This window comes from uncultured Gilvimarinus sp. (assembly GCF_963972205.1).
Taxonomy (GTDB): Bacteria; Pseudomonadota; Gammaproteobacteria; order Pseudomonadales; family Cellvibrionaceae; genus Gilvimarinus; species Gilvimarinus japonicus.
The window spans coordinates 1-14,894 of record NZ_CAXAUC010000006.1 but is presented as its reverse complement, the minus strand read 5'-3'; the positions used below and the strand labels follow the sequence as shown (position 1 = coordinate 14,894).

The following is a 14,894-nucleotide window of genomic DNA, read 5'->3' as shown; positions in this document are numbered from 1 at the left end:
CCATGATTTCTATTACCCCTGCTGTTCGTTTAAGTTTTGGTTTAATGGTATTAACCCTGTCGATTTTACTGTTTGCCTCGGCTTTAGGGTTAACGCCCAATGTTGATAAAAATCAGCTGCAGGCAAGGCAGGCGCTATCGCAAACGCTGGCGTTTCAGGCACTGGTGGGGTATTCGCGCAACGATCAGGTCTTGGTTGAGCAGGTGCTTGATAATGCCGTGACATCCAACTCAGACTTAGTGTCCGCTGCCGTGCGCAGTACCGCTGGCGACTTTTTTTATCGCACAGAGGATCATGAAAAAACCTGGTCTGATAGCGAGGTGTCAGAATCGACACCTCGTTTTGTAGCGGTACCCTTGTTGTTGGGCGGTAGCAAGATCGGCAGCCTAGAGTTGGCTTTTAAGGCGCTTGGGCAGTCGGATGTCAGCTATTTTGGCTGGCCTCGAAAATGGCTGTTGGCGATATTTTTAGTGTTATGTGCGTTTATTAGTTACCGGATTTTTATTGGCCGTGCGCTTCGCTACCTCGATCCAAGCTCGGTGGTTCCTGCGCGGGTTCGGAATGCCCTGAATGTTTTGGCCGAAGGGGTATTTATTCTTGACCGGCGCGAACATATTGTATTGGTAAACACAATATTGTCCCGCCGTTTAGGCCTTGATGAGAAACGGCTTTTGGGGCGCAAAGCTGCCACACTCGGCTGGCAAGTCGATGAAAATAAGCACCCCATGCTACCCTGGAGTGCGGCGCTCGAGAGCGGTGAAAAAGTGGTAGGCGTAAGACTTACGGCCGTTACTCAGGACGGTAAAGCCAGCGCCTTTCGGGTTAATGCGGTGCCTATTTTTGATAATAAAGGCAATAGTCAGGGCGTTATCGCCAGCTTTGACGATGTTTCCGAGCTTGAGGAGAAAAATCTTCAGCTCGAAACCATGGTTGCTGAGTTGGCTAGTACGCAAGCGACGATTGAAGAAAAGAATCGCAGTCTTGAGTATATGGCGGCGCACGACTCTTTAACAGGCTGCTTTAATCGTCGCGCGATGCGCACGAAACTCGATGAAGTATTTGCCGTGGCCAATGTGAAGCGAGCCCCCTTGTGCTGCATCATGCTGGATATCGATCACTTTAAGCGTATTAACGATACTTACGGTCATACTTTGGGTGACGATATTATAAAGCTAGTCGCCGATGCGCTGCATGAGCAAGTACGAGGCGGTGACTTTGTCGCGCGTTTTGGCGGTGAAGAGTTTTGTATTATTTTGCCCGATACCGACACTCAGCAAGCTGAGCAGATTGCCGAGCGCTGCCGCGTCAGTATCGAGCGCTGTGAGCATCAAGGGGTAAAGGTGACCTCAAGTTTTGGCGTAGCATCGTTACAGGTGGGTATGCCAACGGCGGGCGATCTTGTTAAGCATGCCGATGAGGCACTTTACTACTCGAAGCAGCACGGTCGCAATCAAGTAAATCGTTGGCAGAGCGCCATGGCTAACACCAATGCGGTCCCTCAAGCGAGTGAGTGATCGCACCGTGGATTTGACAGGCTAACGCGTGCTTCAGGCCATGGTAATAGCGGCTGTTTAATGCTTAACTGACAGGTAGGTAACCGACATTATTGTCAGCGATAGGCGCTGGAGGCACCTATACATGCCATGAGATTCTGGGCTACTAATACACGTCTAAAAATAGTGAGTTTAATCTTGGCGCTGGCTGGTTTGCTGGTGTTGGTGGTGTGTTTTAGTTTGTTGGTGGTGCAAATTCAATCGGCCGCCACAGCGTATTTGGCGGGCCAAAGTATATGGTCGCGGGCGCAGTTGGGCAGCGTTTACGAGCTTGAACGCTACGCCCGCGATGGCGAGGCTGAACAATTACAGCGCGCTCGCCAGTGGCTTGCTATCGTGCAGGCCGATCAACGCGCTCGGCAAGAGCTAGAGTCCCCCTCGCCAGATCAAGAGCGGGCGACACAAGCGTTGATTGCCGGGCGCAACCACCCCGACGATATTCCCGCGATGATCTGGCTGTTTCGTTGCTGTAGTGAGGTGGGTCACTTGCGACGTGCCGTCGATGTCTGGCAAGCGTCTGATGCGAAAATTGCCGCGCTTGCTAAAATTGCCGATCGTTTAGAGCAACAGTGGCAATCGGGCCATGTGGATGAGCAAACTTTGGCTGGGTTACGAGCTGAGCTTGACGCGCTGAATGTGCGACTCGATGCTCTGACTGAGCGCTTTCGCAGCGCGATGAGCGAAGCCGCGCGCTGGATGACCTACACACTATCGCTTGCCAGTTTGTGCTTCATGTTGTTAGTGGCTCTGCTTGCCTGGTGGTTGTGCTGGTTGCTCATGCGCAACTTGCAGCGCTCTGAGCAAAGTTTTAGAGCTATTTTTGAGCAAGCCGAAATCGGTATGATTCAGCTTGACGAACACGGCGATATTATCGCCGTAAACCCCGCTATTTGTAACATGCTTAAGTACCCTCGCGAGCAGTTGCAAACAATGTCCCGCGCAGATTTGGTCTACCCCGAAGACTGGGAGCTGGGCGCCGAGCGCCGTGAGCATATGCACCTTGGTCACATCGATAGTTACACCATAGAGCATCGGCTTATTAAGGGTAACGGTGGCACGGTTTGGGCGCGCGTGACCGTCTCTCGAGTGTTAGGAAAAAGCTCGTTGCGAATCTCGCAAAGCCGCGATAACCCGAGCTTTATTGCGTTGATTGAAGACGTCTCTGAGTCGCGTCGCCTGTCTGTGGAGCTGAGCTTTCAGGCAACTCACGATGCACTAACCGGTATTTTTAATCGTCGGGCATTTGAGCGGCGTTTATCGATAGTATTGGCCGAGGCGCGCGCCGAACAGTTGCAACACGCGTTATTTTTTATCGATCTCGATCAGTTTAAGGTTATTAACGACACCTCGGGCCACCATGCGGGTGATCGGCTACTGCAGCAAGTGGTTGATGTGTTGCGTCGCACGCTGCGCGAACACGATATGTTGGCCCGTTTGGGCGGCGATGAGTTTGGCGTGATTTTAGAAAACTGCTCATTAGTGACCGCCGGCCAAGTGGCCGAAAAACTCCGCCTTGAGCTGAGTAAAATGGTGTTTGTTTGGGATGAGCGCCGCTACGATATCACCTGTAGCATCGGAATGGTGTCAGTAACGGCCGTTACCCCGGACACGGAGCACGTCTTGCGCACTGCCGATATCGCCTGTTATTTGGCCAAAGAGCAAGGCCGCAACCGGGTTTATATCTCCGAGGTGGACGATCAGCAGCAGCTCGCGCGCCAAGGCGAGATGGAGTGGCTCAATCGTATTCGTACGGCTATTAGTGAGAACCGCTTATTTCTCGACGCGCAATTAATTGTTCCCACGCGCCCCACTCAGGGTGGCTTGCGCTACGAGGTGCTGGTCAGGCTTAGAAGCGAGCAAGGTGAAATCGTGCCCCCCGGTGTATTTTTGCCCGCCGCCGAGCGCTTTGGTGCCGCTTACCCGATTGATCGCTGGGTGATAGAACACACCTTTAGTCAGCTTGCGGCACACCCGGCGCACTTGGCACAGTTGGAATCGTGCCACATTAACTTGTCGGGTGTCTCGCTCGATCAGCCCGACTTGTATCAGTTTATTGTCGGTATGCTTAAGCAATACCAGGTTCCGGCTGACAAAATTTGTTTTGAGGTGACAGAAACTGCGGCGGTTAACAACCTCGCCGAGGCCATCAAGCTGATGGAGCTGTTGGGGCAAAAGGGCTGTCACTTTGGGCTGGATGATTTTGGTACGGGTTTGTCGTCGTTTAGTTACCTGCGCCGCCTACCGATTGACGATTTAAAAATTGACGGTGTGTTCGTGCGCGATATGGATCGCGACGATACCGACTTAGCCATGGTGCGTGCCATCAATGAAATTGGCCAAACATTGCATAAAAAAACCATTGCCGAGTTTGTCGAAAATAAAGCCACGCTTGCGCTGCTTACCGATATGGGAGTCGACTTTGCGCAGGGCTTTGGCTTGCACAAGCCCTGCCGGTTTAGTGTTTTGTTAGCAACCCCCGACCCGCTCTCGCTGGTACAGCAGCCACCCGATTAAGCTGGAACTGCCCAGATCGAGGGGTGACGTTTGCGGCGTCAGTGTTTAGTATGAACACTTCGAAACTTGCTAAGTGAGCGCGTCGTGTTTTACTCCTCCCACCGAGCCTATTCTCGCTTTGGCCTGCTGCTAGGCATACGGCTGTTGGCGCTGGCGTTTATGTTTTCGGTCAGCGCGGCCCACGCTGTTTGGCACAGCGATGAGCAAGCGATTATGGGAACGCGGGTTAGCGTTACTTTGTGGCACGACGACCCGGCCGTTGCCCAGCGGCTTGCGGCGCAAGTGATGACGGAAATGCGCCGCATCGACAACACCTACAGCCCTTATAAAGACTCGTCCGATTTATCGCTGATGAATCGCGAGGCCCCCGAGCGCAGCGCCGCCAACCCGCTAACCATTAGCCCCGAGATGACCCGCCTGCTGGATAAAGCGCTCTACTATGGCCGGCTAACCGATGGTGCTTTTGATATTACCTTTGCCTCATTGGCACGCTACTACGATTACCGTGCCGGCACCCAGCCGAGCGACTCGCAGCGCGAGCAATTGTTGCCCGCTATCGACTACCGCCACGTTAAACTCGATAAAGCCGCCCATACCGTTTATTACACCCAGCCGCAGGTTTACGTCGATTTGGGCGGCATCGCTAAAGGCTTCGCCGTGGACCGCGCGATTGCGCTGCTGCGCGAGGCGGGCGTGCAGCACGCCAGCGTCAGTGCCGGAGGCGACAGCCGGGTGCTGGGCGACAGGTACGGCCGGCCTTGGGTGGTGGGCATTAAGCAGCCGCGAGGTGCTGAGGGAGTAGCCATTAAGGTGCCACTGAATGACAGCGCGATTTCCACCTCGGGTGATTACGAACGATTTTTTATCGGCGCCGAGGGCGAGCGGATTCACCATATTATTAACCCGCGTACCGGTAAAAGTACCGATGAGCTGGCCAGTGTGTCTATTATTGGGCCGGACGGTTTTGATACCGATGCGCTCTCGACCAGTGTCTTTGTGCTGGGCGCCGCTAAAGGCTTGGCGCTGATTGATAAACTGCCTGCATTTGATGCGATACTGATTACCAGGGCCGGCAAAGTAGCTTACAGCCGTGGCTTAGCACCGCCTGAGTGATACAGCAATCACAGCCACGGGCGTTGTAAAACCCTACAATAACTGCACTTTTGCCGCCGATTGATTAAACTCCTTTTATAACGAATAACAGCACCCGCAAAACAGGACGCCCCAATGACACAGCGTTACCCCCAGATGGCTTGGCAAGGACTTTTAGTGTGCCTGTTAACCTTTGCGGCAGTTGCTCATGGCCAACCGACGGCCGTGGACGATACCGAGGCGCTCAAACAGCAGGTGTTGGAGCTCAATCGCGACTTACTCATTTTAGAAGAAGAGCTGCTCTACCCGGCCAATAGCCAAGTCGCCGTGTATTTGTCGCTGGATGTGGGCGAGTACTTTGCGCTCGATGCGGTCAAGGTCAAAGTCGATGACGAGTTTGTCGCCAGTGAGCTCTATACCCCCAAACAAGTCGATGCGCTGCTGCGCGGTGGTATCCAAAAGCTCTACCTCGGCAATGTTAACAGTGGCACACATGAGATCAGTGCTTTTTTTACCGGTATTGGTCCACAGGGGCAGCCCTACAAACGCGCCGCCTCCGTCACCGTGGATAAAACCACCGCGCCACTGGTGTTAGAGCTGCGTATCGTCGACTCTACCCGCAAGTTGCAACCGGTCTTTGATATTAAGCAATGGGAGCTGTAACCACCACGGGGCTCTGTGCCCTGCTGGCATTTAGCAGTGCGGTTTTAGCGGCGCCCTCCGAGCCCCATCGCGCGGCGCAAGATCTGCGCTACGGCGAGAGCTTGTACCACTACTATGTTGGTGACTTTCCGCAAGCGCTTAGCGTGTTGCTGCGCGCCGAGTCGGATGGCGGCATTGTGGGCCACCAACACTACCCCGCGTTAATGCGCGCCGGTATGTATTTGGCCTACGGTATGGATGACCGCGCCCGCACCGAGTTTGCCGCGCACTTGGGTCAGAGTGAATCCCAAAGGGTGCGCGATACCGCCCACTATTATCTAGCCCAGCTCGATTATCGCGCCGGTGACTACGCCGAGGCGGCGGCCTCGGCCGGGACCATTGGTGACACCTTAAGTGCCCCGCTGCTGGATAACATCGCGCTACTGAACACCCATCTGTTAATCAAAACCGGTCAGGCGCCCAGCTTGCAAGAGGCTCAAACCACCCTTAGCCCGCTGCGGCAAAACCGCGCGCTGGCGTTGTTAAATCTGGGCAATGCTGCCTCTCGTGCGGGCGACACGATTCGCGCGCAACAGTATTATCGCGCCGGGCTGGACATCGAGCTGCCCGATGATCAAAGCCGGTTAGACGAAGCGCTGGCGATTCGCGACAAAACCCTCACCGCGCTCGGTTACAGCCTGTTGCAGCTGGGCAATTACGCCTCGGCCAAAGCCGCATTCCGCGATGTGCGGCTCGACAGCAACCTCGCCAACAGCGCATTACTGGGCTACGGCTGGGCGGCGGCGAGCTATCACGATTACGTTTTAGCGCTTAAGCCCTGGCAAGCGCTGCGACGCCGCTCGCTGCTAGAACCGGCGGTGCAAGAAACCCTATTGGCGGTGCCGTGGGCTTACGAGCAGCTCAAAGCGCCGCGCTCGGCACTGGAGGCCTACCGCGAATCCGAGCAATTGCTCAGCGATGAGTTTGCGCGCATTAAGCAAACCTTAACGGAGTTAAATAGCCAGCTACTGCTGGCGAGCTTGCGTCGCACCGGCGAGCAAGACGCGCTACTCAAGCAAGGCGATGGCCGCGCGCTGCAAAGTTGGCTGACGCTCGATAATGTGGATGTGTTGGCGAGCCGCTCGCGCTATTTGCAGGCGCTGCTTAAGCGCGATGCGCTGCAAGACAATGCGCAACAGCTGCGCGATTTACTGTTGCTGCAAGATCGGCTTAACCAGTGGCAGCGCAAGCTCGATATTTATCGGCAACTGATCGCCGATAAACGCCAACTGCGCGCCGCGCGAGCCGAGCAGATCGCACAGACCGATTTACTGCAACAGCCCGGTGACTTGGCGGCTAAACGCCACCTATTAGCCGAGCGGCTGAACCGCATCGAGCGCGAGCAAGACGCTATGGCGCTAGCCGATGCTGACACCCGGGCCCTCGCCAAACGCATCGCCAATGCCCGTGCGCGACTATCGGCCTTGGCCGGTCGTGCTAAGGTGCCGGACAACGCCGCCGAGCGTCTAGATTTTTATCAAGGTGTCGTCGATTGGCGCGCGGCGCACAATTTTGCCGAGCATCAGTGGCAAGCCCGCAAAGCGCTGGCGCATTTAGATACGGCGTTACAAGAAAGCGTCAGCCGCAGCCAGCGGATCGCCGAGATTTTAGCCACCGATCCAGATCTAGACGCCCAAGGGGCGCGCTTGGTGGCGCTGCAAACGCGCAACGACGCTCAGCTAAACGAACTGAATCGGGCGATTAGCGTGAACACCGAAGCTCTGTTGGGTAGCATTCGCCAAACACTGGTAAGCCACCGCGACCGGCTGCAAGATTACCTCGCGCAAACCCGCCTCAGCATTGCCCGTCTGTACGATGCCGCCTACCGCGCCGTCGATGACGCCGATATAGACGCGCCAAAACTGCCGGAGGTGCAAGAGTGATCCGCCGGCACCGCTTACCGCAAGCGTTGGCTCTTGTGCTGGTGTTGCAGGGCTGTAGCAATAATCCGCTGGATGCGCACAGTACTTTGGCCGATTTACCGGAACCGACCGTGCCTATAGGTGAGCAGGGCATCGAGCGACAAGATTTAGCCCAAATCGAGGCGAACTACCGCGCCGCGCTGCAAATGGCCAGCAACCCCGAGATGCGCCACCATATTCAGGTGCGCCTCGCCGATCTCGAGATGGCGCGCGCCGAGTCGGCCCAGCAGCAGGCGCGCACGCTAACCGCATTTTTTGCCGAGCCCATCGCCCACTACGAAGCCTTGGTGGCAGAGTACCGCGCCGACCCAGCCGCATCGGTGGCCAGTGCCCCCGATGCGCTCTACTACAAACTCTCTAAGGCCTATGCGCTGGATGGTCGCGACGCCGAGGCCGCCGCCACCTTAAACGAGTTGGCCAAACGTTTTCCCGAGTCGCCCTATATTCAAGAGGCGCAGTTTCGCCGCGCCGAGCGTGCCTTTGCGAGCGGCGACTACTTACTTGCCGAGCAACTGTATCGCCAGGTGGCCGTTAGCGAAACCTCGGCGTTTGCCGACAACTCGCTCTACATGGAGGGTTGGTCGGCCTACAAACAAAGTCAGTACGACGCGGCCATGGCGCGCTTTACCGAGCTGCTCGATAACAAATTGGCTGCCGCGCGGTTATCTGGCGAAGTCGCCGGTGTTATCGAGCAAATGAGCCCCACTGACCGCAACTTGGTAGAAGATACTTTGCGCGTGCTGGGCTTTACCTACGCAAACTTAGACGGCGCGCAAACCATTGCCGAGCAGCAGGCCAACATCGGCGCGCGGCCCTACCAGTTTTTACTCTATCGGCAGTTGGGCGAGCTGTACTTAGCGCAGCAGCGCTATCTGGATAGCGCCGATACTTTTGCGCGCTTTGTTAACCACAACCCCAACTCGGACATGGCGCCGGATTTTTCCATCCGCGAGATCCAGGTGTATCAAGCGGGCGAGTTTCCGTCGCTGGTGCTGCCGGCCAAGCGCGCCTACGTCCAGCGCTATGGCATTTACAGCAACTACTGGCAGGCCCGCGCCGGTATCAGCGCGCCGCCCACTGCGATGCAGGCCAAGCAAGTAGTACGCACCCGCAAGCCGCGTAATATGAGCGCCGATGCATTGGCCAAACTGCGTTTGTATCTAGAGCAGTTAGCGCGCCACCACCACAGCGAGGCCCAGCGCCTAGAGGGCTTGCTGGCCGAGGGCGGCGTGACGGCGCCCAGCCGGGCGGATATTAACCGCAGCTTTAGCGAGGCCGCCGACCTGTACCTGGAGTTAGTGCTTACTTTTCCGGCGGACAAGTCAGTGCCAGAAATCACCTTCTTAATGGCCGAGGCGCTTAACGAGGGTCAGCGCACCATCGATGCCTTGGCCGCCTACGAAAATGTCGCGTTTGACAAGCGCGATGCCGAATACGGTGCCGAGGCCGGTTACAGCGCGGTCTTGCTGGCGGGTGAGTTAGTGGTCCGCTCAGAATCCGGTGAATTACTGGAGTCGAGCGCCTTGGCCGGTGAGCCGGTGCAGAGCAGCGTTTGGCAATGGCAGCAACGCAAAATTGACGACGCCATCAAATTTGCCGAGTTTTATCCCGCCGACCCTCGCGCTGTTAAGGTATTAACGCAAACCGCCCCCGAGTTGTTGTATCAGGGCGACTTAAAGCGCGCCGCCGAGATCGCGCAACAGGTGATTACCTGGCAGCCTACCGCCGCAGGCGATTTGCTCTACACTGCGTGGCTCACCTTGGGGCACGCCCAATTTGAGCAAGCGCAGTACCTAGAGGCTGAGGCCGCCTATTGGCGCGCGCTCGATTTACACAGTGAGCACGGCCAAAGGCCTGAGTCACCCAGCGCCGCCGACTTGCGCGAGCGCATTGCCGCCAGTATTTACCAGCAGTCGCAGGCGCAACTGGCGGCGGGTAATAGCGATGCCGCCATCGATTTACTGTTGCGTATTCACGCCGAGCTGCCCAGCAGCACCATTGCCAGCCAAGCGCTGTTTGATGCCGGCCACGCCGCGCAAATGGCCGGCGATTGGCGCCGCGCCGAAAGCTTACTTAACGAGTTTGCGGCCAGCTACCCCAGCCACGAGTTAAACGCCCGCCTGCCGGCCAAGCTGATTGTGATCTACGAGGCCATGGGCGCCTGGGGCCAGGCCGCCGGTTTGCTTAGCGCGCAAGCCGAGCGCAGTGGCGATCCAGAACAGGCAAGGCAATCGCTGTTAACTGCCGCCGAGTATTACGACAAAGCCGATAACTGGGAGGCCGCGCGCGATCACTACCGTCAATACGCCCACAGCTATCCCGAGCCCGCTGGCGAGTTGATCGAAGTCGAGCAACGTTTGGTCGAGTTGTACCGTCAGAAAGGCGACATTAGCAGCCGTGACTTTTGGTTGCAGCGGGTGATAAAAAGCGCACGTCAAGCGCCCACCGAGCGCAGCCGCTATCTGGCCGCCAGCGCCGCCACGACTTTGGCCGACGCGCCCTACCAACGCTTTAAAGCGTTGCGTTTAACCCTGCCGATCAAAAGCAGCTTAAGTAACAAACGCGACGCCCTCGATACCGCGCTCAAGGCGCAGCAGCGGGTGTTGGACTTTAAAGTAGCGGACTTTACCACCCGCGCTAATTACACTATCGGCGAGATTTACCTGCAGTTGGCACGTGACTTAATGGATTCCGAGCGCCCCGATAACCTCAATGTATTAGAGCTGGAGCAATACGATATTTTGCTGGAGGAGCAGGCCTACCCCTTTGAAGAAAAGGCTATCGACTTGCACGAAGCCAATGCCCAGCGCGCCTGGAGCGGTATTTACGACGATTGGGTCAAAGCCAGTTTAAAATCCTTGGCCGGTATATTGCCCGCGCGCTACAACAAAACTGAGTTTACTGTGGAGGCCGCCCATGACATTCGTTAAGGTCGTGTCTGCACAGCGGTTGCTATGGGCTATTACTCTTGCGGGGCTTACCGGTTGCGCCAATCAGCCAGACGAGCCGCCCCCCGAAGCCGCCACCACCGAGACTGTTGTGGCCGAGAAAGTAGCCGAGCCTAGCCAGGTGCCCGCGATACTGCCGCCCGGCCCCATCACTCAAAATCCGTACCTTACGACACCCGCGCCCGCCGTTACGGCACAAGCGCGCACCGGATTTGCACGCGCGGAACAGCAAATGCGCCAGCAGCGTTGGGGCGACGCGCGCCATACATTGCAGGCCCTTGTGGCCGAGTCGCCGAATTTATCGGGCCCCTGGCTTAACTTGGGTATTGTCTGGTTGCATCTCGATAAGCCGGGTCAGGCGCGCGCGGCGTTTGAGCGGGCGTTAGCGGCTAACTCACTTAACGTTGATGCTTACAACCAGTTGGCCGCGCTCGAGCGCCGCGCCGGCAATTTTGCTCAAGCGGATTCGCTTTATAATCAGGCGCTAATGGTGTGGCCACACTCGGCGGATACACACTGCAATCTGGGTATGTTGTACGATCTTTATCTGGGCCGTTGGCCCGATGCTCTGGCACACTACGAGGCCTGCGGCTATTTGCGTGAGCAAAGCACGGGCGCGCCCGATAATACCGTCAAAGGTTGGATCATCGATCTTCAGCGGCGCATTGCCGCGCGGGAGGCAAACGGATGAAGTGGTTAAGCGGTACAGCCCTGATAGGAGTTTTAGCCCTAAGTGTGAGTGCTCAAGCGCAGGATGACTCGCGCTTAGAGAGTATTATTACCGGCAACCAAGAGCAACCGCAGGTGCTGTACATAGTGCCTTGGCAAACACCGGATAGCCCCACGCTAAAGTACGATGTGATTAACAATCAGACGAATGCGGTGTTTGAACACTTAGAGCGCTCGGAGTTATTACGCGAGTTAAAATATTTGCCGCCGTTGCAAGATTTAGCCGAGACGGTGGCCACTCAAAAAGCGGTAGAGCCGCAGAGCGCAGAATAAACGACACAACCGCTGCCTTAAAACTCAGGCATAATAATGGGCGTTGGTATTACGCCTTGTATAGCGCTCAGGGTACACTCAGCGTTTTAGCATTACATTTAACAAGCGTGCGCCCTAAGCGTACGTGTTTTACTCACAGGCAACTCGCGGCATTTGTAAGGTAGACAACTATGGACTTTTTCTCGACAGTGGTGCGCTTTTTTCAAAACGGCGGGCCGTTTATGTACCCCATTGCCATTGTGCTGGTGATCGGCTTGGTCATCGCCATCGAGCGCTTTGTGGTACTTAGCCAAGCTAAACGCGCCAATAACCAAGCATTTGCCCGTGTGATGCCACTGTTGAAAAAGCGCGACTATCAAGCGGTGGTTAATCTGGGGCGCACCGATGACGCCCCCATTGCCCGTATCGTTGCCGCCGGTGTATCGCGTATGAGCGGCACCGGTGGCCGCGACGAGATCGAGCTGGCCATGGAAGAAGGCGTACTAGAAGCCATGCCGCGCCTCGAAAAACGCACCCCTTATTTGGCAACGCTTGCCAACATTGCCACGCTGCTGGGGCTGTTGGGTACCATTATTGGTTTGATTGCGGCCTTTACTGCCGTGGCGGAGGCCGATCCGGCCGAGAAAGCCACGCTCTTGTCTAACAGTATTTCGGTGGCCATGAACACCACCGCCTTTGGTTTGATATCAGCCATCCCGCTGTTGTTGTTTCACGCCATGTTGCAAACCAAAACCACCGAGCTGGTCGACTCATTAGAAATGACTGGCGTGCGTTGTTTAAACCTGCTGACCAATACCGCTCGCCCCGCAGCGCCCAAAGCTAACGCCAACGCATAAGGGAAGATCATGCGCTTTAGAAGGCGACGCCAAAGCGAGGATGCCGAGCTCAACATTACCTCCTTTATGAATCTGATGATCGTATTGGTGCCGGTACTGTTACTGAGCATGGTGTTTTCGCGCATTACCGTGCTGGAGCTGAATCTGCCCGATTCGGCGTCATCCAGCACTTCGGACGATGAGCAAGATAAACTCGATTTTCTTGAGGTAGTGATTTACCCCGGCTACCTGGGCGTGAACCACCCGGCGGGTAATCGCGCCGCCAGCATTTGCACCCAAGAAGACGGCAGCTACGATTTTGCACTGCTGTCGCAAGCCTTGCAGCAAATCAAAATCCGTTTGGAAGACGACTACCAAATGGAGAAAGACGATATCGTGCTGCTGGCGCAGCCAGATACCGATTACCAAACCATTGTCAGCACCATGGACACCGTCCGCTCGTTTAAAGCCGTAGTCGCCGCTGAGGAAGTTGACGCCGTATTGTTCCCCAAAGTCTCGCTGGGTGATGCACCGGTTAACGATCCGCTGGTCGACCAAGAAGAAGTTACCTGCTTGGCAGGGGTTGGGGGTGAATCGTGAAGCAATCACTGCGCGCTAAACGTATGGCAAAGCATCATCGCCGCAATAAAAGTACCCCGAAACTAAACCTTGTGTCCCTGATGGATATTTTCACCATCTTGGTGTTTTTCTTGTTGGTCAACTCGTCCGACGTCGAGGTACTCACCAACGATAAAACCATCGAACTGCCCGCCTCGGTAGCCGATACTGTGCCCGACACCACCGTTGTGGTTAAGGTGAATAGTGAGCAAATCTTGGTTGGTGGACGTATCGTAGTCAGTGACCTCGACAAAATAGCGCCTACGGCTGACGACGATAACCAAAACAATATTACCGAATTAACTCAAGAGCTTGAGTATTTGGCTGGCAAAGCGCGCGAGCTAACGGAAGAACAGAAACAAATCGGCCGCCCGATTACCATCATGGGTGACAAAGCGATTCCCTACACCTTACTTAAGCGCATTATGAATACCTGCGCCCAAGCGGGCTATCGCGATATTTCTCTGGCCGTTAATAAAACCTCAGATTCTGAGCCGCGTGACGCTGCGACCACAGGAGCCGATAGCTGATATGGCCCTGCGCGACTCTGACACTTCTGAAAACTACCGGTTATTGGGGCAAAACCAAGCCGATGATAACCGCTTTATTAAATGGGTGGCTGCCGCGCTCGTCGTGTTTGCGCTTATCGGTATTATCGTGCCGTTGATTAGCTTGCCCGAAATAGAACGCGAAGAAAAAGCAAAGCTGCCACCGCAACTCGCGCGGGTATTACTCGAAAAAGAAGAGCTCAAACAGCCGGAACCAGAACCGGAGCCACAGCCCGAGCCTGAACCGGAACCTGAGCCGAAAGAAGAGCCAGAACCTGAAGAAGTGGAACCCGAGCCCGAACCAGAAACTGCGCCGGAGCCCGACCCCGAGCCGGTCACGCAAGTCGAAAAAGCGCGAGAAAAAGCCAAAGGCAGTGGAGTACTGCAATTTCAGGATACTCTTGCTGATATGCGCGAGGCCATCGACACCAAGGCCGTCGCCAGCGATGAGATTACCCGCGGCCAAGCTGAGGCCGAACGCACCGAACGCAGTTTAATTACCAGCGGCGCCGAGGCCGACAGTGGCGGCATTAATACTTCGGCGCTCTCGCAAGACACGGGTGGTGTTGCTTTGTCAGGTCGCGAAACAACTCAGGTTGAAAGCGCGCTGGGGGGCGCCGATGCCACCGCTAGCAAGGCACAAGACACTCGCCAAGCCGGCGAGCGCAGCGATGAAGAAATCCGCCGTGTGATGAGCCAGCACGCCAGCGCACTGGATCGTTATTATCGCCGCGCCCTCCGCGCCAACCCAGCATTACAAGGCAAAGTGGTACTTAAGTTGGTGATCAACCCCGATGGTTCTTTGGCATCGGTGAGCATTCTTAGCTCGGATTTGCGCGATGCGGAGCTGGAGTCGAAGGTGATAGCGCGGGTTAAGTTGATTACCTTCGAACCGAGAGATGATGTAGTGGTGACCACACGCAATTATACTTTGAACTTTTTGCCGCAACTTTAGGTTTCGGTGAGTTATTTGGCGGGCTTGGCCCGCCTTTTTTATTTGGATTATAGACACTTACTAAGCACCCTTAGCGTAAAAGCTCTATTAGTTATTCAGTTCTCCTCATGCGAACCAATGAAGTCGTTCCGTGTATTGCTTAACGCGATTCTGATTTTTGGTGAAGAAGAGGTAGTGTTCAGAATTCTGTGTCATTTCTTTATCATTAGCAAAAAAGAGATGACC

General features: G+C 55.7%; 12 protein-coding genes. All 12 read left to right on the top strand.

The features are described 5' to 3' along the window. The first annotated feature begins 2 nt into the window (after positions 1-2). The 12 genes from AACY82_RS10725 (at position 3) to AACY82_RS10670 (ending at position 14,669) form a co-directional block, all read left to right on the top strand. Positions 3-1,514 (top strand): sensor domain-containing diguanylate cyclase, encoded by a 1,512-nt coding sequence (locus tag AACY82_RS10725; RefSeq protein WP_339616809.1) that lies wholly within the window; start codon positions 3-5, stop codon positions 1,512-1,514. 177 nt (positions 1,515-1,691) lie between these two features. After that, complete coding sequence (locus tag AACY82_RS10720) at positions 1,692-4,067, top strand: EAL domain-containing protein (RefSeq protein WP_339616808.1); 2,376 nt, start codon at positions 1,692-1,694, stop codon at positions 4,065-4,067. A 159-nt stretch (positions 4,068-4,226) separates the two neighbouring features. After that, positions 4,227-5,180 carry an FAD:protein FMN transferase gene (locus AACY82_RS10715; protein WP_339616962.1) on the top strand — a complete coding sequence of 318 codons (954 nt, stop codon included), beginning with the start codon at positions 4,227-4,229 and terminating at the stop codon, positions 5,178-5,180. A 114-nt stretch (positions 5,181-5,294) separates the two neighbouring features. Then, the gene (locus AACY82_RS10710; protein WP_339616807.1) at positions 5,295-5,822 is read left to right on the top strand and encodes an AraC family transcriptional regulator; all 528 of its coding nucleotides are present in this window, start codon (positions 5,295-5,297) and stop codon (positions 5,820-5,822) included. Next, positions 5,810-7,744: a hypothetical protein gene (locus tag AACY82_RS10705; protein ID WP_339616806.1), complete on the top strand. Its 1,935-nt coding sequence runs from the start codon at positions 5,810-5,812 to the stop codon at positions 7,742-7,744. The genes AACY82_RS10710 and AACY82_RS10705 overlap by 13 nt, the downstream gene beginning before the upstream one ends. After that, the gene (locus tag AACY82_RS10700; protein ID WP_339616805.1) at positions 7,741-10,713 is read left to right on the top strand and encodes a tetratricopeptide repeat protein; all 2,973 of its coding nucleotides are present in this window, start codon (positions 7,741-7,743) and stop codon (positions 10,711-10,713) included. The genes AACY82_RS10705 and AACY82_RS10700 overlap by 4 nt, the downstream gene beginning before the upstream one ends. Continuing rightward, a complete protein-coding gene (locus tag AACY82_RS10695; RefSeq protein ID WP_339616804.1) occupies positions 10,700-11,422 on the top strand; it encodes a tetratricopeptide repeat protein in 723 nt (240 codons plus the stop codon). The genes AACY82_RS10700 and AACY82_RS10695 overlap by 14 nt, the downstream gene beginning before the upstream one ends. After that, positions 11,419-11,733 (top strand): hypothetical protein, encoded by a 315-nt coding sequence (locus tag AACY82_RS10690; RefSeq protein ID WP_339616803.1) that lies wholly within the window; start codon positions 11,419-11,421, stop codon positions 11,731-11,733. Before AACY82_RS10695 ends, AACY82_RS10690 begins: the two co-directional genes overlap by 4 nt. Positions 11,734-11,903: 170 nt before the next feature. Continuing rightward, entirely contained in the window at positions 11,904-12,569 is a 666-nt protein-coding gene (locus AACY82_RS10685) for a MotA/TolQ/ExbB proton channel family protein (RefSeq protein WP_339616802.1), read from the top strand. Between the two features lie 9 nt (positions 12,570-12,578). Next, a complete protein-coding gene (locus tag AACY82_RS10680; protein WP_339616801.1) occupies positions 12,579-13,148 on the top strand; it encodes a biopolymer transporter ExbD in 570 nt (189 codons plus the stop codon). Further along, entirely contained in the window at positions 13,145-13,696 is a 552-nt protein-coding gene (locus AACY82_RS10675; protein ID WP_339616800.1) for a biopolymer transporter ExbD, read from the top strand. Before AACY82_RS10680 ends, AACY82_RS10675 begins: the two co-directional genes overlap by 4 nt. A gap of 1 nt (position 13,697) precedes the next feature. Continuing rightward, positions 13,698-14,669, top strand: a complete 972-nt coding sequence (locus AACY82_RS10670) for an AgmX/PglI C-terminal domain-containing protein (RefSeq protein ID WP_339616799.1) — start codon at positions 13,698-13,700, stop codon at positions 14,667-14,669. Positions 14,670-14,894 lie beyond the last annotated feature (225 nt).

Bases quoted from the DNA above. Each gene is read 5' to 3' on its own strand.
- AACY82_RS10715 (WP_339616962.1), top strand. From the start codon at position 4,227: ATGTTTTCGGTCAGCGCGGCCCACGCTGTTTGGCACAGCGATGAGCAA.
- AACY82_RS10685 (WP_339616802.1), top strand. From the start codon at position 11,904: ATGGACTTTTTCTCGACAGTGGTGCGCTTTTTTCAAAACGGCGGGCCG.
- AACY82_RS10705 (WP_339616806.1), top strand. From the start codon at position 5,810: ATGGGAGCTGTAACCACCACGGGGCTCTGTGCCCTGCTGGCATTTAGC.
- AACY82_RS10680 (WP_339616801.1), top strand. From the start codon at position 12,579: ATGCGCTTTAGAAGGCGACGCCAAAGCGAGGATGCCGAGCTCAACATT.
- AACY82_RS10670 (WP_339616799.1), top strand. From the start codon at position 13,698: ATGGCCCTGCGCGACTCTGACACTTCTGAAAACTACCGGTTATTGGGG.
- AACY82_RS10690 (WP_339616803.1), top strand. From the start codon at position 11,419: ATGAAGTGGTTAAGCGGTACAGCCCTGATAGGAGTTTTAGCCCTAAGT.
- AACY82_RS10710 (WP_339616807.1), top strand. From the start codon at position 5,295: ATGACACAGCGTTACCCCCAGATGGCTTGGCAAGGACTTTTAGTGTGC.
- AACY82_RS10695 (WP_339616804.1), top strand. From the start codon at position 10,700: ATGACATTCGTTAAGGTCGTGTCTGCACAGCGGTTGCTATGGGCTATT.
- AACY82_RS10725 (WP_339616809.1), top strand. From the start codon at position 3: ATGATTTCTATTACCCCTGCTGTTCGTTTAAGTTTTGGTTTAATGGTA.